Raw genomic sequence first — 17,810 nt, 5'->3', positions numbered from 1 at the left:
CGTCGCTGACCCGCTCAGTATCACCGACCTGGCACCGGCAGGTCGGAGCAGGGGCTCTCGCCGGCGGTTCAGCTGGCGAGGTCGTGCGGCACGCCCAGCTCGTCGTAGCGCTCGGCGGCCAGGCGCAGCTGCTCGCGGCCTTCGGCCGACCGGCCCACGTCCTGCAGCAGTCCGCCGAGGAACTCGCGGGCCTCGGCCTCCCCGAAGCGGGAGTCCAGCTGCTCGTGCTGCTCGATCGCGCGGTGCAGGTGGGTCAGGGCCTCGTCGGTGCGGCCGAGCGCGCCCAGCGCGCGGCCGATGTGGTGCAGGCAGCTGGCCTCGTTGCGGGCGTCGCCGCGGGCGCGCCGGATCTCGATGGCGCGGTGCAGGTGGTCCAGGGCCTCCTCGTGCTGGCCGAGCCGGTGCTCGGCCTTGGCCAGCACCGACAGCGTCGTCGCCTCGCCGTAGTCGTCGCCGAGCTCGACGTGCGCGGCCAGCGCGCGCTCCAGGACCTCGTCGGCCTCGGCATCGCGCCCCATCCCGACCTGCAGCTCGCCGAGGTCGCGCAGCGCCCACGCGTGCGCCCACGCCGGTCCGGTCCGCTGCCACAGCTCGATGGCGCGCTCCAGCTCGCGCAGCGCGGTGCCGCTCTCGCGCAGGTGCCGGTGCGCGATGGCCGAGCTGGTCAGCAGCCACGCCTCGGCACGCTGGTCGGCGAGCGCGCGGGCCGCCGCCAGACCGATCCGGTGCGTCTCGATCCAGTCGGCCAGCGGCCTGCGGACCAGCAGCAGCCCGAACAGGGCGGTGGGCAGTTGCCAGGCGTGGACGTGCTGCTCGCGCTCACCGGCCAACCGCACCGCTGCCAGCAGGTTCTCCCGCTCGGCGTCGTACCAGCGCAGCGCGCTGAGCCGGTCGGCGAACTCCGGCACCTCGACGTCCGGGTCCGGTGTCCGCATCGGGAGGCGGCTGAATTCCGGTGCGGCGCACCAGGCCGCGGCGATCGCGGCGTGCAGGTACCAGCTCAGCAGCCGCTGCACCGCGGCGTCGCGCTCGGGCGCGGGCTCGTCGCGCTGGGCGCACTCGGCCGCGTACAGGGCGGTCAGGTCGTGGAAGCGGTAGCGCTTGGGGCGGTGCTCGTCGAGCAGGTGCGCCCCGACCAGCGCGCCGAGCACGCGACGGGCTCCGGCGCGCGGCAGGTCGAGCAGCGCTGCGGCGGTGTCGAGTTCGACGTCCGGTCCGCCGACCAGGCCGAGCAGGCGGAACGCGCGCGCGGATTCGGCGGGCAGCGAGCGGTAGGACCAGGACAGCACGGCGCGCACGGCGCCGGCGTCGTCGTCGGTGGTGAGCGCGTCCAGCCGAGCGCGCTCGTCGGCGAGCTCCTCGACCAGCTCGGCGACGCCCAGGTGCTCGGCCGCGGCGAGGCGCTCGGCGGCGATCCGCAGGGCCAGCGGCAGGTGCCCGCAGTAGTCGGCGAGCTCGGCCGCGGCATCGCGTTCCGCGTCGATCCGCTCGGCACCGGCGGCGCTGCGCAGCAGTTCGAGCGCGTGCTCCGGAGGCAGCACGTCCAGCGACATCCGGTGGGCTCCTTCTCCGGTGGTCAAGCTCGTGAGGTGGCTGCGGCTGGTCACCACCACGCGGCAGGTCGGCGAGCCCGGCAGCAGCGGGCGGACCTGGTCCGCCGTCGCGGCGTTGTCCAGCACGATCAGCATACGGCGACCGTGCAGCAAGGAGCGGTACAACGCGGCCTTGGCGTCGGTTCCGATCGCCAGCTCCTCGCCCGGAACGCCCAGCGAGCGCAGCAGCCGCTCCAGCGCCTCGTCCGCGCTGCACCGGCCCTGGTCGTGGTAGCCGCGCAGGTCCACGAAGAGCTCCCCGTCCGGGAACCGCTCCCGCGCCCGGTGCGCCCAGTGCGTGATCAGCGAGCTCTTGCCGATGCCACCGGAACCGACCACGAGCCCGGCGGCCGCGTGGTCCCCGGCGTCGTCCAGCCAGGAGTCCAGCCGGGCGAGCGGACCGGTGCGATCGGTGAAGTGCGCGATCCGGGCCGGGAGCTGGCGGGGGACCGGGACCCCGGGCCTCGCGGGCTGGTGGAAGTGCACCCCACCGCTGATGTGCCCGGCCTGCACGACGTTGCCCGCGGTGCCCGCGAACTCGTTGCGCGCCTCACCCACGACTGCCTCCCACCGAGATCGTTCGATCGATCGTGGGACGCCTTCGGGGGAGGGGGAGGTTCCCGCGGAGAGCGCGATTGACCCGTTCGCCGCAGTCGGGGCTCAGCCCTGCTGGCGGAAGGCCTCCAGCAGGCGGCCGGCCGCCATGCCCGCGGTGAGATCGCCGTCGCGGACGCCGGTTTCGACCTCGTCGACGATCGCCCGCACGCCGGGGTGGTGCACCAGCTCGGACATCAGCTGCTCGCGCACCATCGACCAGGTCCACTCGACCTGCTGGCGGCTGCGCTTGGCGGCCAGCTCGCCGGACTCGGACAGCGCGTCGTGGTGCTGCCGGATCTGCTCCCAGACCTCGTCCAGGCCCAGCGACCGCAGGCCGCTGCAGGTCAGCACCGGGGGCGTCCAGGACGGGCTGGCCGGGGTGAGCAGCCGCAGCGCGCCGCGCAGCTCGCGGGCCGCCTTCTTGGCCTCCATCTCGTGCTCGCCGTCGGCCTTGTTGATCGCGATCACGTCGGCGAGCTCCAGCACGCCCTTCTTGATGCCCTGCAGCTGGTCGCCGGTGCGCGCCAGGGACAGCAGCAGGAAGCAGTCGACCATGCCGGCCACGGTCACCTCGGACTGGCCGACCCCGACGGTCTCCACCAGCACCACGTCGTAGCCGGCGGCCTCCATCAGCAGGATCGTCTCGCGGGTGGCGCGGGCGACCCCGCCGAGCGTGCCCGCCGAGGGCGAGGGGCGCACGAACGCCGAGGGATCCGAGGCGAGCTTGCCCATCCGGGTCTTGTCGCCGAGGATGCTGCCGCCGCTGCGCGTCGAGGACGGGTCCACCGCCAGCACCGCCACCTTTCGCCCGGCCTCGGTGAGCATCGACCCCAGCGCCTCGATGAAGGTCGACTTGCCCACGCCCGGCACGCCGGTGATGCCCACCCGGTGCGAACCGCCGGTGCGCGGCAGCAGTTTCGCCAGCAGCTGCTGGGCCTGCTCGCGGTGGGCGGCGTTGGTGGACTCCACCAGCGTGATCGCCTGCGCCAGCTTGGTCCGCGAGCCCTCCAGCACGCCCGCGGCGTAGGCGTCGACGTCGATCCGGCGTGGCATCAGAAGCTGTCTCCGAAGTCGTCTCGCTCGACCGGTCGATTCGGTGCGCCGCGGCGCGCGGACCGAGGACCGACCATCAGTGCTCGAGCCGCGTGCGCAGTTCGGCGAGCAGCCCGGTGGCGGCATCGGCGATGACCGTGCCGGGCGGGAAGATCGCCGACGCGCCGGCCTGGTAGAGCGCGTCGAAGTCGGCGGGCGGGATGACGCCGCCGACCACGATCACCACGTCCTCGCGGCCCACGTCGGCCAGCTCGTCGCGCAGCGCGGGCACCAGGGTGAGGTGTCCGGCGGCGAGGCTGGAGACGCCGACGACGTGCACGTCGGATTCGGCGGCCTGGCGGGCGACCTCGGCCGGGGTCTGGAACAGCGGGCCGACGTCGACGTCGAAGCCGAGGTCGGCGAAGGCGGTGGCGATGACCTTCTGGCCGCGGTCGTGGCCGTCCTGGCCCATCTTGGCCACCAGGATGCGCGGACGGCGCCCCTCGACCTCGGCGAAGTCCTCGACCTGCGCTCGTGCCGATTCGAGCTGGTCGGAGGCGCCGGTCTCCTCCCGGTACACGCCGGTGATGGTACGGATCTGCCCGGAGTGGCGGCCGAAGACCTGCTCCAGCGCGTCGGAGATCTCGCCGACGGTGGCCTTGGCGCGCGCGGCGTCGACGGCCAGGGTGAGCAGGTTGTGCTCCAGGTCGTCGGGGCGCTCGCCGGACATCGAGGCCTCGGCCGCGGCGGTGAGCTTGCGCAGCGCGTCGGAGCAGGCCCGCTCGTCGCGCTCCTCGCGCAGCCTGCGCAGCTTGTCCAGCTGCTGCGCGCGCACGTCGGCGTTGTCGACCTTGAGCACGTCGATCTGCTCGTCGCCGTCGAAGCGGTACTTGTTCACGCCGATCAGCGGTTGGCGGCCCGAGTCGATGCGCGCCTGGGTGCGCGCGGCGGACTCCTCGATGCGCATCTTCGGGATGCCCGCGTCGATGGCCTGGGCCATGCCGCCGGCGTCCTCGACCTCGGTGAGGTGGGTCCAGGCGCGCTCGGCGAGATCGGCGGTGAGCCGCTCGACGTAGTGGCTGCCGCCCCACGGGTCCACGACGCGGGTGGTGCCCGACTCCTGCTGCAGCACCAGCTGGGTGTTGCGGGCGATGCGCGCGGAGAAGTCGGTGGGCAGCGCCAGCGCCTCGTCGAGGGCGTTGGTGTGCAGCGACTGGGTGTGGCCCTGGGTGGCGGCCATCGCCTCCACGCAGGTGCGCACCACGTTGTTGTAGACGTCCTGGGCGGTCAACGACCACCCGGAGGTCTGCGAATGAGTGCGCAGGGACAGCGATTTCGGGTTCTGCGCGCCGAACTGCTCGACCAGCTTGGCCCACAGCAGCCGCGCCGCGCGCAGTTTCGCGACCTCCATCGCGAAGTTCATCCCGATGCCCCAGAAGAACGACAGCCGCGGGGCGAAGGCGTCGATGTCCAGCCCGGCCTGCTGCCCGGCGCGCAGGTACTCCACGCCGTCGGCCAGGGTGTAGGCCAGCTCCAGGTCGGCGGTGGCCCCGGCCTCCTGGATGTGGTAGCCGGAGATCGAGATGGAGTTGAACTTGGGCATCTTCCGGCTGGTGTAGGCGAAGATGTCCGAGATGATCCGCATGGAGGGCTGCGGCGGGTAGATGTAGGTGTTGCGGACCATGAACTCCTTGAGGATGTCGTTCTGGATGGTCCCGGCCAACTGCTCCGGCGCCACGCCCTGCTCCTCGGCGGCCACGATGTAGAGGGCCATCACCGGCAGCACCGCGCCGTTCATGGTCATCGACACGCTCATCAGGTCCAGCGGGATGCCGTCGAAGAGCTGCCGCATGTCGTAGATCGAGTCGATGGCCACCCCGGCCATGCCGACGTCGCCGGCCACGCGCGGGTGGTCGGAGTCGTAGCCGCGGTGGGTGGCCAGGTCGAAGGCCACCGACAGGCCCTTCTGCCCGGCGGCGAGGTTGCGGCGGTAGAAGGCGTTGGAGGCCTCGGCGGTGGAGAAGCCCGCGTACTGCCGCACCGTCCACGGCTGGTTGACGTACATCGTCGGGTACGGCCCGCGCAGGAACGGGGCGATGCCCGGATAGGTGGACAGGAAGTCCAGACCGTCCACATCGGATTCGGTGTAGAGCGGCCGGATCCCGATGCCCTCGGGCGCCTCCCAGGTCAGCGCGTCGAGGTCCTTGCCGGTCGCCGCGCGCACCTCCTGCTGCCAGCGGTCCTCGTCGGCGGACCGCGGGCTTTCGAGGGGGATCTCGGCGAAGTTCGGGATCTGGGTCATCCTCGGACTCCCAACTCGGCGTGGACGTCTTCGAGCACGGTCAGCGCGTCGCAGCCGACGTGGACGTAACCGTCGACGCCCTCGATCGGCTCCGCGGGCTCGCCGGCCAGCAGCACGGTCTTCGCGCCGGCCTCCTTGAGCGCCCGCGCGGTCTCGGCGGCGCGCTCGGCGTAGAGCGCGTCGCTGGAGCACAGGCAGACCACCGGGGCGCCGTCGTGCGCGGCCAGGACCTCCTGGACCGTCTCGGTCGGCCCCGCCTCGGTGGCGTCGACGCCACCGGCGGCGAACAGGTTGCGCGCGAAGGACGCCCGCGCGTTGTGCTTGGCCAGCGGGCCCAGGGTGGCGAGGAAGACCGCGGGCCGGGTGCCGGTCTCGGCCCGGTGCCGGTCGGCGGCGTCGCGCAGGGCCTCGTAGTCCTCGGCGTAGCGGTGCACCGGCAGCCCGCCGGTCGGCCGCTCGGGCGCGGGCTCGCGCTCCAGCGGCTCCTCGTCCAGGTCGGGGAACTCGCTGACCCCGGTCAGCGCGTCGCTGCGGTGCGAGATCGCGGCTCGGCGCTGCTGCCAGGTCGCCTCGATCTCCTCGCCGACCAGCCCGGACTCCAGCGCCGCCGGCAACCCGCCGGCGGCCTCGATGCGCTGGAACCACGACCAGGCGGCCTCGGCGAGCTCGTCGGTGAGCGTCTCGACGTAGTAGGAGCCGCCCGCCGGGTCGATCACCTGCGCCAGGTGCGACTCCTCCAGCAGCAGCGCCTGGGTGTTGCGCGCGATGCGGCGGGCGAAGTCATCCGGCAGGCCGATCGCCGCGTCGAAGGGCAGCGTGGTCACCGACCGCGCCCCGCCGACGCCCGCGGCGAAGGTGGCGATCGTGCCGCGCAGCATGTTCACCCACGGATCCCGCCGGGTCAGCATCGCCCGCGAGGTCACCGCGTGCTGGTTCTGCGCCCGGGCCGGCTCGCTCGCCCCGCAGGAGCGGGTGACCTGCTCCCACAGGCGGCGGGCCGCGCGCAGCTTGGCGATGGTCAGGAACTGGTCGGCGGTGGCCGCGTAGCGGAACTCCAGCTGCTGCGCCGCGGTGTCGACGTCCATGCCCGCCTCGGTCAGCCACCGCAGGTAGGTGGTGGCCGCCGCCAGCGAGCAGCCCAGCTCCTGGGCGTCCGAGCCGCCCGCCTCGTGGTGCGGGAGCGCGTCCACCGCCAGCGCGGTCAGCTGCGGGAACTCGTTCGCGCAGCGCTGCGCCAGGGCCACCGCGGCGGCCTGGTCGCCCGGCCGCCCGGTGCGGGCCAGCACGCCGAGCGGGTCCGCGCCGAGGTTGCCGCGGAGCTGCCCGGCGGGCACGCCCTGCTCGGCGGCCAGCGCCAGCAGCGCCTCGGCGGCCGCGGCGAACTCGGCCCCGCCGTCCAGGGCGGTGGTGATCATGTCCAGGTGCACGCCGTCGAGCGCGTCGGGCAGCTCGTCGGCGGCGATGCCGCCGGAGCCCACCCGCAGCCACAGCGAGCCGACGCCGTTGTGCAGGTCGGCGAGCATCTCGCGGTTGGTCTCGGCGGCGTCCGGGTGCTCGTGCAGCTGCCGGACCTCCCAGCCCTCGGCAGCGCTGCCCTGGGCGCGCGCACCGCGCACGAACGGGGCCAGCCCCGGCAGCCCCGCCCCCTCGGAGGCCTCGGTGTAGAGCGGGTGGATGTCGATGCCGTCGTAGGTCCGGGAGGCCAGCACGTCCTCGACCGGTCCCTCCGGTGGCTCGTCACCGAGCAACCCGGAGCGCTTCAGTGCCTTCTGAACCTGATCCCGCCACTGCTCGCGGGTGGGTTCGTCGAACTCCGCGGCCAGGGCGAGCTCGGGCTTGCCGCCGCTCGACGTTGAGTGCGCCACCATGGCCAGAATGGTAAGCCGACACGGACGCGGCGAAACCGATCACAGCTGTGAGCCCTGTCGCAGGGCTCGCGCACCTGCGGCAGAACGTCGCCGCGCGCGGCGGGCCTCCCCCGAACGGCGCTACGGGCCCGCTCCGCACAGGCGGTAGACCCAGCCGTTCTCCGGCGAGTAGTGCAGCTCGTAGTGGGTCTCGATCTTGGGTCCCTCGTGCAGGTGGACGTGCTTGAGCAGGCGCCCGGCCACCGCCTCGTGCTCCCGCAGGTCCTGGACGCGACCGTCCAGCGGCCCGCCGACGAACCGAACGCTGCGCTCCACGGTCGACGCTCCCTTCCAGCACGCGTGGACGACCTCCTCCGATGGTCCCCGATCGGGAGCGCCGCGCACCAGCTCGACCACCTCTCCGGAGCACGCGCCGACCGGTACCCCGCCTGCTCAGCCCTCCGGGTGACCGGGGACGATGGGGGAGCGATGAACCTCACCGACCAGCTCCCAGACCCCACCGCCGGCGACCCGGACTCGGACTCGTTGTTCGAGGGGTTCGTCGAATGGACCCTCGATCAGGGCATCGAGCTCTACCCGGCGCAGGAAGAGGCGCTGATGGAGGTCGTCACCGGCGCGAACCTGATCCTCAGCACGCCGACCGGGTCCGGCAAGAGCCTGGTGGCCGTCGGTGCGCACTACGCCGCGCTGGCCGCGGGCAAGCGCAGCTTCTACACCGCGCCGATCAAGGCGCTGGTCTCGGAGAAGTTCTTCAGCCTCGTGGAGGTCTTCGGCGCGGCGAACGTCGGGATGATGACCGGCGATTCCAGCGTGAACGCGGATGCGCCGATCATCTGCTGCACCGCGGAGATCCTGGCCAACATCGCGCTGCGCGACGGCGCCGAGGCCGATGTCGACCAGGTCGTGATGGACGAGTTCCACTTCTACGCCGAGCCGGACCGCGGCTGGGCGTGGCAGGTGCCGATCCTGGAGCTCTCCCGCGCGCAGTTCGTGCTGATGTCGGCCACGCTGGGCGACGTCAGCTTCTTCGAGAAGGACCTCACCCGGCGCACCGACCGCGAGACCGCGGTGGTCACCTCCGCCGAGCGGCCGATCCCGCTGAACTTCCGCTACGCCAAGACGCCGCTGCACGAGACCATCGAGGAGCTGCTGTCCGGGCAGCAGGCCCCGATCTACGTCGTGTACTTCAACCAGGCCCAAGCCCTGGAGCAGGCGCAGGCGCTGATGAGCGTCAAGGTCGCCTCCCGCGAGCAGCGCGACCGCATCGCCGAGGCGATCGGCGACTTCCGGTTCACCGCCGGGTTCGGCAAGACCCTCTCGCGCCTGGTGCGCCACGGCATCGGCGTGCACCACGCCGGGATGCTGCCCAAGTACCGGCGGCTGGTCGAGCAGCTCGCGCAAGCCGGGCTGCTCAAGGTCATCTGCGGCACCGACACGCTCGGCGTGGGCATCAACGTGCCCATCCGCACCGTGCTGATCACCGGGCTGACCAAGTACGACGGGGTGCGCACCCGGCACCTCAAGGCGCGCGAGTTCCACCAGATCGCCGGTCGCGCGGGTCGCGCGGGCTACGACACCGCCGGGTTCGTGGTGGTGCAGGCGCCCGAGCACGAGATCGAGAACGAGCGGGCGCTGGCCAAGGCCGGCGACGACCCGAAGAAGAAGCGCAAGGTCGTGCGCAAGAAGGCGCCCGAGGGCTTCGTGTCCTGGAGCGAGAAGACCTTCGACAAGCTCGTCGAGGCCGAGCCGGAGCCGCTGCGCTCCAGCTTCAAGGCCAGCCACTCGATGCTGCTCAACGTGATCAACCGCCCCGGCGACGCGTTCACCGCGATGCGGCACCTGCTGGAGGACAACCACGAGGACCGGCCAGCCCAGCGCAAGCACGTCCTGCGCGCCATCGCGATCTACCGGGCGCTGCTGGCCGCCGACGTCGTGGAGCACCTCGACGAGCCCGACGAGCAGGGCCGCCGGGTGCGGGTGACGGTGGACCTGCAGTTCGACTTCGCGCTCAACCAGCCGCTGTCGCCGTTCGCGCTGGCCGCCATCGAGCTGCTCGACGAGCAGTCGCCGAGCTACGCCCTCGACGTGCTGTCGGTGATCGAGTCGACGCTGGACAACCCGCGGCAGGTGCTGGCCCAGCAGCAGTTCAAGGCCCGCGGCGAGGCCGTCGCCCAGATGAAGGCCGACGGCCTGGAGTACGACGAGCGGATGGAGCTGCTCGAGGAGATCACCCACCCCAAGCCGCTGGAGGAGCTCCTCGAAGCCGCCTACGAGACCTACCGCAAGGGGCATCCGTGGGTCGGTGACCACGAGCTCTCGCCGAAGTCGGTGGCCCGGGACATGTTCGAGCGGGCGATGAACTTCGTCGAGTTCGTCAACCACTACGGGCTGGCGCGCTCCGAGGGACTGGTCCTGCGCTACCTCGCCGACGTCTACAAGGCGCTGCGGCACACCGTGCCCGACGACGCCAAGACCGAGGAGCTCACCGACATCATCGAGTGGCTCGGCGAGCTGGTCCGCCAGGTCGACTCCAGCCTGCTCGACGAGTGGGAGAAGCTGCGCAACCCCGGCGACGAGGACGACACGCCGATCGTCGAGCACGCGCCCGAGCGGGTCACCCGCAACACCCGGGCGTTCCGGGTGCAGGTGCGCAACGCGATGTTCCGCCGCGTCGAGCTGGCCTCGCTGCGCCGCTACGCCGAGCTCGGCGAGCTCGACGGCGAGGACGGCTGGGACGCCCAGGCGTGGGAAGAGGCGATCGAGGAGTACTTCGAGGAGTACGACGAGATCGGCATCGGCCCGGACGCGCGCGGCCCGGCGCTGCTGATGATCACCGAGGAGGCCACCCGCTGGGTCGTGCGGCAGGTCTTCGCCGACCCGGAGCAGGACCACGACTGGGGCATCAGCGCCGAGGTGGACCTGGAGGCCTCCGACGAGGCCGGGCACGCCGTGCTGCGCGTGACCGACGTGGGACCGCAGTAGGCCGGAGTGCTGCTGTCGGCCCCCGGTGCCACGGTGGCTCCATGGATGCCGAGAACGTCGACTGGAACCGGTCGTTGCGCGCGCAGATCGAGTTCCACTGGGACCATCAGCTGCGGCCCCGCCTCCGCGGGCTCACCGACGAGGAGTACTTCTGGTCGCCGGTTCCCGCGGCGTGGAGCGTGCGGCCGCGCGGGACGTCGTCGGCGCCGGTCCAGGCCGGCAGCGGTGAGTTCACCATCGACTACGCCTTCCCCACGCCGGAGCCCGCTCCGTTCACCACCATCGCCTGGCGGCTCGGGCACGTCATCGTCGGCGTGCTCGCCGCCCGCAACGCGGCGCACTTCGGCGCGCCCGCGGCCTCCTACGAGTCGTGGGAGTACGCGGGCGACGCGGACGCGGCGCTCGACCAGCTCGAGGCGCAGCTGGACGCCTGGCTGACGGGGGTGCGGGGCTTGGGCGAAGCCGGGCTCCGGCAGCCGTGCGGCCCGGCGGAGCCGTACCCGGACGCCCCGATGGCCGACCTGGTGCTGCACATCCACCGCGAGCTGATCCACCACCTCTCCGAGGTCTGCCTGCTGCGGGACCTGCACTGGCACTCGCGGGCGTAGGCGGCCGCCCGGTGCCGCCGGTCGTGTGATGTCGGGTGCGGGTGATCGCCTCGCCTCATAGGCTGCGGTCGTCGTGCCGTGGGCGTAGGAGGTTCGGGAATGCCGCAGACCGTGGTCGCTGGAGTTGATGGGTCCGATGCGTCGGTGAACGCCCTGCGCTGGGCGGCCGACCACGTCGGGCAGGTCGGCGGCATCGTGCACGCGATCACCGTCTGGCACCAGCCGGTGCAGTTCGGCTACCGGCTGCCCTCGACCGACGCGGATCTGGAGTCCCAGGCCCGCAAGACCCTGGACAACGCGGTCTCGGCGGTGAAGGTCGATCACCCCGGGGTGGACATCCGCTCGCGGCTGGTGCGCGGCAACACCGTCGACGAGTTCGTCGCGCTGTCCAAGCAGGCCGATCTGATGGTGCTGGGCGAGAAGGGCCACGGCGCGTTCACCGGCATGCTCGTGGGTTCGGTCGCGCTCAAGCTGGTGCACCACGCGGCCTGCCCGGTCGTCGTAGTCCGCTGACCCTTTTTCATCAGAAGTCCCCGCACGCACCAGCCGGGCGTGCGGGGACTTCTGATGAAAAGAGGACACCTGGTCTCGCGTCGTGTACGATTAGGGCAGTCGTACAGGGCGAGTGCCCTGGTCGAGTGTCCTGGAGGTAGTGATGGGGTCGGCTGCGGCGGATCGGGGGCGGGTGGTCCGGCAGAAGCTGCTGGGAGCGGCCGTCGAGCTCATCCCGGAGCGCGGCTGGGCCGGGGTGAGCACGCGGGTGCTGGCCGAGCGGGCCGGGGTGAATCCGAGCGTGGTGCACTACCACTTCTCGTCGCTGCGCGAGCTGATGAACGAGGCCGTCGCCGGGCTGATGCGGCGGGGGATGGCCGAGTTCGAGTCGGCCTTCGACGAGACGGCCCCCCCGGCGGAGGCGGTGCGCACCATGTTCGCGTCGGTCGAGGGCTACACCGGCGACGATCCGACGTCGCTGGTGTTCGTCGAGGCCTACCTCGCGGCCACCCGCGACGAGGAGCTGCGCGAGCGGATCCGCGGCGAGATCGAGGGCTTCAGCCATCGGCTGAGCGCGCTGCTGGCCCGGAACGGGGTCCCCGCGCCGGAGGTGACCGCCGCGGTGCTGGGCGGCGCCCTCGACGGCCTGCTGCTGCACCGCGGTCTGGGCGCGGGCCAGGACACCGAGCAGATCGTGGAGGTCCTGCGGCGGCTCGTCGACCGTGCAGGCGCGCCGGCGCGCGGCGCGCTGCCGGACAACCCCTGAAGGAGGCTCGCGTGAAGGTCGTGATCTGCGGAGCCGGGATCGCCGGACTGGCGCTGGCGAACCGGTTGTCCGCGCGGGGTGACGAGGTGGTGCTCGTCGAGCAGGCGCCCGGGCCCCGCACCCAGGGATACATGATCGACTTCTTCGGACCGGGCTACGACGCGGCCGAAGCGATGGGGCTGCTGCCCGCGATCCGCGAGCACGCCTATCCCGTCGAGGAGATGGCCCTGGTCGACCACCGGGGCAGGCAGCGGGCCAGCCTGGCGACGCCGACCGTGGCCTCCGGGCGGCTGCTCAGCCTGATGCGCCCGGACCTGGAGGAGGTGCTGCGCGAAGCGCTTCCCGAAGCGGTCGACCTGCGCTTCGGCACCCGGCTGACCGGGGTCGAGGACCTCGGCGAGCGGGTCCGGGTCGACCTCGGCGGCGAGGTCGTGGAGGCCGACCTGCTGGTCGGCGCCGACGGCATCCACTCCGCGGTGCGGGAGCTGGTGTTCGGTCCCGAGGAGGAGTTCCTGCGCTACTTGGGCCTGCACACCGCCGCGTTCGTCTTCGACGCACCGGAGATCCGCACCGCGGTCGGCGGCCGGTTCTGCCTGACCGACACCTACGACCGGGAGATGGGCTTCTACGCGCTGCGCGACGGCCGGGTCGCCGCCTTCGGGGTGCACCGCACGGCCGATCCGGCGCTGCCCGCCGACCGGCAGGCCGCGGTCCGCGAGGCCTACCGCGACCTGGGCTGGGTGGTGCCGCGGGCGCTGCGGGAGTGCCCGGCCGAGGACGTCTACTACGACCAGGTCGCCCAGGTCCACCTGCCGACCTGGAGCTCCGGGCGCGTGGTGCTGCTCGGCGACTCCTGCTACGCGGTATCGCTGCTGGCCGGGCAGGGCGCCTCGCTGGCGGTCGCGGGCGCCTACGTCCTCGCCGATCGCCTGGCGCGGGCGGATTCGGTGCCCGCGGCGCTGGCCGACTACGAGCGCCTGTGGCGGCCGGTGGCCGAGGAGAAGCAGGAGACCGGGCGCAACGCCGCCCGCTGGTTCCTCCCCGGTTCCCGGCTGCAGCTGCTCGTCCGCCGCGCCACGCTGCTGCTGACCAAGCTGCCGCTGCTGAACCGCTACATCGCGGGCCAGCTCGGCGGGAAGTCCACCGCCTTGATCACCAACCTGCGCGCCTCCGAGCAGAGCCCGGTGCCGATCGAGGTGAACCCGGACCGGACCCGCTAGCGTGCCGGGCATGGATGTGCTGCGCTCCGTGGTGCTGTTCGTGCTGGCCGCTGTCGCGGAGATCGGCGGGGCCTGGCTGGTCTGGCAGGGAGTGCGCGAGCACCGCGGCCTGCTGTGGATCGGTGCGGGCGTGATCGCGCTGGGGCTGTACGGCTTCGCGGCCACGCTGCAGCCCGATCCGCACTTCGGCCGGATCCTCGCCGCCTACGGCGGGGTGTTCGTGGCGGGTTCGCTGCTGTGGGGCGTGGTCGTGGACGGCTTCCGCCCGGACCGCTGGGACATCACGGGCGCGGCGATCTGCCTGGTCGGCGTCGCGGTGATCATGTACATGCCGCGCCCGAGCTGACCCCACGACACGCCCGGGCGTCCCCGGAGACCGCGAAGAACTGCGAAGGACGGGGGGCGGAACTCGAGGGAGTTTCGCCCCCCGCTCGGTCGGGGTGGTTCAGCTCAGGCCCGTGATCTCGCCGTTCTCGTCGAGGTCGATGGACTCGGCCGCGGGGTGCGACCCCAGGCCGGGCATGGTGCGCATGTCCCCGCAGATCGGGTAGACGAAGCCCGCACCCACCGAGGCGCGCACCTCGCGCACCGGCAGCGTCCAGCCCGTCGGCGCGCCGAGCAGCGCGGGATCCGAGCTCAACGACAGGTGCGTCTTGGCGATGCACACCGGCAGGTCGCCGTAGCCGTTGGCCTCGTAGCTGTCCAGCGAGCGGGACGCCGCCGCCGAGTACGACACGCCGTCGGCGCCGTAGACCTTCGTCGCGATCGTCTCGATCTTGGTGCGCAGGTCCGCCTCGTCGGGGTAGAGCAGCTGGAACCCGGCGGGTTCCTCGGCGGCCTCCACCACGGCCTCGGCCAGCTCGGTGCCGCCCGGACCGCCCTCGGTGAAGTGGTTGCTGACCGCCACCCGCGCGCCCTCGGCCTCGGCGACCTGCCGGATCGCCTCGTGCTCGCTGGCGTGGTCGGTGGGGAAGGCGTTGATCGCCACCACCGGCGAGACCCCGTGCAGCCGGATGTTGTCGATCTGCTTGCGCAGGTTGGCCGCGCCCGCCAGCACGTCGTCGGGGTTCTCGGCCAGCAGCTCCGGGGGCAGCGGCTTGCCCGCCACGACCTTGTAGCGCCCGGAGTGCGCCTTGAGCGCGCGCACCGTGGCCACCAGCACCGCGGCGTCCGGCCGCAGCCCGGAGGTGCGGCACTTGATGTTGAAGAACCGCTCGGCGCCCATGTCGGCGCCGAAACCGGCCTCGGTGATCAGGTAGTCGGTGCACCGGCTGGCCACCAGGTCGGCCGCGATCGAGGAGTTGCCGTGCGCGATGTTGCCGAACGGCCCCGCGTGCACCAGGACCGGGGTGTTCTCGGTCGTCTGCATCAGGTTCGGCTTGAGCGCATCGCGCATGATCACCGCCATCGCGCCCGCGGCCCTGAGCTGCTCGGCGCTGACCGGTTCCCCGTCGCCGGTGTAGCCGATGACGATCCGGCCCAGCCGCCTGCGCAGGTCGGCCAGCGAGGTGGACAGCGCCAGCACCGCCATGACCTCGCTGGCCGCGGTGATGTCGAAGCCGGCCTGCCGGGGGGAGCCGTCCTGCTTGCCGCCGAGCCCGGTGATGATGTTGCGCAGGTCCCGGTCGTTGACGTCGAGCACCCGCCGCCAGGTGATCCGGTGCGGGTCGATGCCCAGCTCGTTGCCCTTGTGCAGGTGGTTGTCCACCATCGCGGCGAGCAGGTTGTGCGCCGCGGTGACCGCGTGCATGTCACCGGTGAGGTGCAGGTTGAGCGCTTCCATCGGCACGACCTGGCTGTACCCGCCGCCCGCGGCCCCGCCCTTGATGCCGAAGGTCGGGCCCATCGACGGCTGCCGCACCGCCACCGCCGAGCGCTTGCCGATGTGGTTGAGCGCCTGCCCGAGCCCGACGGTCGTGGTCGTCTTGCCCTCGCCGAGCGGGGTGGGGGTGATGGCCGAGACCACCACGTAGCGCGCCCGCGGGCGATCGGCGAGCTCCGTGGCGGCGTCCAGCGAGATCTTCGCGACGTTGCGCCCGTAGGGCTCGAGCAGGTGCTCGCCGATGCCCAGCTGCGCCGCGATGTCGGTCAGCGGACGCAGCGGCGTGGCACGCGAGATGTCCAGATCGGACGGAATGGACATGCTGGGACCTCCCTGGTGGTCACCCGGACGATTGCCGGTGCAGGGCTAGGCCGACTGGTCGGTGCGGCCCGCGAGTCGGGCTTCCAGCTCGTCCCGCCACTGCACGGTCGTGGCTATCTCGTTGAAGGTGAACAGGTGCCAGCCCGCGATCCCGGAAGCCGGGTCGATCAGCTGCGGGGACAGCTCGTCGAGCAACTCCTCGGGGGTGTAGCGGGTCAGCATTCGCGACACGGTTCCGTACTGCTTCCTGAGGAAGCGCGTCGACTCACCCAACCCGATCTTCAGCGCGATGCGCAACAGCCGCCGCGCGTCGACCACTCCGGGCGCGCCGACGTAGATCGGCAGCTCCACGCCGCGATTCCGCACGTCGAGCGCCCACTCGGAGATCGTTTTCGGGTCGAAGCAGATCTGCGAGACCACGTAGTCGGCGTAGCGAGCTTTATCGGTCATCGCCCGAATGGCCGAGGCGTCGGAGATGAACGCGTGCCGCTCCGGGTAGCCGGCGATGCCGACCCGCCGCGGCCGGTCGGGCAGCTCCGCCAGCTCCCGCAGCAGCGCCAGCGAGTCCGGGAACTCGCCGACCGGCCGCGGGCTGTCGCCCGCGATCACGAACACCTCGGTGATGCCGAGGCCGGCCAGGCGGTCGGTGATCGCCCGCAGGTGCGCGCGATCACCGACCGACCGGGCCGCCAGGTGCGGGACCACGTGCAGACCGAGCGCGGCGAGCCGGGCGGCGGTGTCCAGCGTCGCCTCGATGCCCTTGCCCGCCGAGGCGGTCACGGTGACCGCGCTGCCCGGTTCCAAGAGCTCGGCCTGGGTGACCGCGCCCTTGACCGGCAGCACCTCGTAGCGCATCGCCGCCAGGGAGCGGTGCAGCGCCGCTCCGGCCATCGTCGTCGTCTCGGTCATCTCCTACCCCCTTCAGGCCGTGCGCAGGAGGCGCTTGGGGATGTCCTTGGTCGGGTCGAGGAAGGGCTTCTCCACGACGACCGCCTGCTGGGGTCCGTGCTGGGTGTGCACGATCAGCTCGGTGCCCGGTTCGTGGTAGGCGATCGGGACCATCGCGTAGCCGATGTTGCGCTCCAGCCGCGGCGAGCGGCAGGCGGAGGTGACCTCGCCGATGCGCAGCCCGTGCGGGTCGTGCACGTCGAAGACGTCGATCATCGAGCCGTCGTTGAACGACCCCACGCTCGGCCCGCCGATCTCCACCCCGACCAGCTTGCGGGTGGTGCCCTCGGACTTGATCCGCCGCAGGGCGTCCTTGCCCATGAAGTCGGCCTCCTGGTCGAGATCGACCATCCAGGTCTTCTCGAAGCCGTAGCCCGCCTCGAAGGGGTTGGTGTCGGCGGTGATGTCGCAACCCCAGGACAGGATTCCGGCCTCGATGCGGCGGATGTGGCACGGGCCGATCACCTTGAGCCCGTGCGGCTCGCCCGACTCCCAGATGCGATCCCACAGCCGCACCCCGTCGCGGGAGGCGTTGTGCAGGTAGATCTCGTAGCCCAGCTCGGCCGTGTAGCCGGTGCGCGAGACCACGACCTGCATGCCGTCGATCTCCCGCTCCACCGCGTAGTAATAGGGAATATCCAAAATGGATTCGCCGAACAGCTCGGTCATCACCGCGCCGGACAGCGGGCCCTGGACCTGCACCGGGCCGACGTCGGGTTCGCGGATCTCCACGTTCATCCCGAGGCCGTGGGCCAGGGCCTTGGCCCACATCAGGATGTCGCTGTCGGCCAGCGACAGCCAGAAGTGGTTCTCGCCGAGCCGCAGCAGCACCGGGTCGTTGAGGATCCCGCCGTCGATGCCGGTGACGAACACGTACTTGCACTGCCCGACCTTGCACTTGTTCAGGTCGCGGGGCACGAGCATGTTGGTGAACTCGAACGCGTCGGGGCCGGTGATCTCGACCTGCCGCTCCACGCCGACGTCCCACAGCGTCACGCCTTCGAGCAGAGCCCAGTACTCCTCGACGGGATCGCCGTAGTGCCGAGCGTGGTACGTGTGGTTGTACACGCTGTAGAGCTCCACGCCGTGCCGCCGCGAGGCGTAGAAGAACGGGGACTTCCGCAGTCGCGGGTAGAGCAGGACCCCGGGGTTCGGGTTGATGGTCATCGTGCCCTCCAGTGGTCACGTCCGAGTGACTGTTGACGGGTCTCGCGGGAAGAGCGAGGTGGGTGAGTTCCCGCGAGACGGCTGTGCGCTGTC

The 17,810-nt window shown here is 71.9% G+C and carries 14 protein-coding genes; 6 read left to right on the top strand and 8 right to left on the bottom strand.

Annotation, left to right across the window (positions count from 1 at the left end; genetic code table 11):
* Positions 1 to 68 precede the first annotated feature (68 nt).
* The 5 genes from ACFQRI_RS23825 to ACFQRI_RS23805 all read right to left on the bottom strand — a co-directional run bounded on the left by ACFQRI_RS23825 (position 69) and on the right by ACFQRI_RS23805 (position 7,706).
* Positions 69 to 2,150, bottom strand: a complete 2,082-nt coding sequence (locus ACFQRI_RS23825) for an ATP-binding protein (protein WP_380672236.1) — start codon at positions 2,148 to 2,150, stop codon at positions 69 to 71.
* Positions 2,151 to 2,252: 102 nt separating this feature from the next.
* Positions 2,253 to 3,242 carry a methylmalonyl Co-A mutase-associated GTPase MeaB gene (gene meaB, locus ACFQRI_RS23820; protein ID WP_380672234.1) on the bottom strand — a complete coding sequence of 330 codons (990 nt, stop codon included), beginning with the start codon at positions 3,240 to 3,242 and terminating at the stop codon, positions 2,253 to 2,255.
* A 76-nt stretch (positions 3,243 to 3,318) separates the two neighbouring features.
* Entirely contained in the window at positions 3,319 to 5,523 is a 2,205-nt protein-coding gene (scpA, locus tag ACFQRI_RS23815; RefSeq protein WP_380672232.1) for a methylmalonyl-CoA mutase, read from the bottom strand.
* The gene (locus ACFQRI_RS23810; protein WP_380672230.1) at positions 5,520 to 7,391 is read right to left on the bottom strand and encodes a methylmalonyl-CoA mutase family protein; all 1,872 of its coding nucleotides are present in this window, start codon (positions 7,389 to 7,391) and stop codon (positions 5,520 to 5,522) included. Before ACFQRI_RS23810 ends, scpA begins: the two co-directional genes overlap by 4 nt.
* Positions 7,392 to 7,511: 120 nt before the next feature.
* Positions 7,512 to 7,706, bottom strand: coding sequence for a hypothetical protein (locus ACFQRI_RS23805; RefSeq protein ID WP_380672228.1), 195 nt, complete (start codon positions 7,704 to 7,706; stop codon positions 7,512 to 7,514).
* Between the two features lie 153 nt (positions 7,707 to 7,859).
* On the opposite strand from ACFQRI_RS23805, the gene ACFQRI_RS23800 reads away from it, so the two are divergent.
* From ACFQRI_RS23800 to ACFQRI_RS23775, 6 genes are all read left to right on the top strand, one after another.
* The gene (locus ACFQRI_RS23800; RefSeq protein WP_380672226.1) at positions 7,860 to 10,373 is read left to right on the top strand and encodes a DEAD/DEAH box helicase; all 2,514 of its coding nucleotides are present in this window, start codon (positions 7,860 to 7,862) and stop codon (positions 10,371 to 10,373) included.
* 41 nt (positions 10,374 to 10,414) lie between these two features.
* Positions 10,415 to 10,981 (top strand): DinB family protein, encoded by a 567-nt coding sequence (locus ACFQRI_RS23795; protein WP_380672224.1) that lies wholly within the window; start codon positions 10,415 to 10,417, stop codon positions 10,979 to 10,981.
* A 99-nt stretch (positions 10,982 to 11,080) separates the two neighbouring features.
* A complete protein-coding gene (locus ACFQRI_RS23790) occupies positions 11,081 to 11,494 on the top strand; it encodes a universal stress protein (RefSeq protein WP_380672222.1) in 414 nt (137 codons plus the stop codon).
* A gap of 142 nt (positions 11,495 to 11,636) precedes the next feature.
* Positions 11,637 to 12,239 (top strand): TetR/AcrR family transcriptional regulator, encoded by a 603-nt coding sequence (locus tag ACFQRI_RS23785; RefSeq protein WP_380672220.1) that lies wholly within the window; start codon positions 11,637 to 11,639, stop codon positions 12,237 to 12,239.
* Positions 12,240 to 12,250: 11 nt separating this feature from the next.
* Positions 12,251 to 13,459, top strand: coding sequence for an FAD-dependent oxidoreductase (locus tag ACFQRI_RS23780; protein ID WP_380672218.1), 1,209 nt, complete (start codon positions 12,251 to 12,253; stop codon positions 13,457 to 13,459).
* 10 nt (positions 13,460 to 13,469) lie between these two features.
* A complete protein-coding gene (locus tag ACFQRI_RS23775) occupies positions 13,470 to 13,805 on the top strand; it encodes a YnfA family protein (RefSeq protein ID WP_380672216.1) in 336 nt (111 codons plus the stop codon).
* A 99-nt stretch (positions 13,806 to 13,904) separates the two neighbouring features.
* On the opposite strand, the gene ACFQRI_RS23770 is transcribed toward ACFQRI_RS23775, so the two are convergent.
* From ACFQRI_RS23770 to ACFQRI_RS23760, 3 genes are read right to left on the bottom strand one after another with little or no spacing between them, the layout of a single operon-like run.
* Complete coding sequence (locus ACFQRI_RS23770; protein WP_380672214.1) at positions 13,905 to 15,602, bottom strand: formate--tetrahydrofolate ligase; 1,698 nt, start codon at positions 15,600 to 15,602, stop codon at positions 13,905 to 13,907.
* Between the two features lie 45 nt (positions 15,603 to 15,647).
* On the bottom strand, positions 15,648 to 16,511 hold the full coding sequence (locus ACFQRI_RS23765) for a methylenetetrahydrofolate reductase (RefSeq protein ID WP_380672212.1): 864 nt from the start codon (positions 16,509 to 16,511) through the stop codon (positions 15,648 to 15,650).
* A gap of 12 nt (positions 16,512 to 16,523) precedes the next feature.
* On the bottom strand, positions 16,524 to 17,717 hold the full coding sequence (locus tag ACFQRI_RS23760) for a glycine cleavage T C-terminal barrel domain-containing protein (protein WP_380672210.1): 1,194 nt from the start codon (positions 17,715 to 17,717) through the stop codon (positions 16,524 to 16,526).
* Positions 17,718 to 17,810: the final 93 nt, after the last annotated feature.

Source organism: Saccharopolyspora griseoalba (assembly GCF_042665275.1).
Lineage (GTDB): Bacteria > Actinomycetota > Actinomycetes > Mycobacteriales > Pseudonocardiaceae > Saccharopolyspora > Saccharopolyspora griseoalba.
This window is presented reverse-complemented; position numbering and strand designations above follow the sequence as displayed.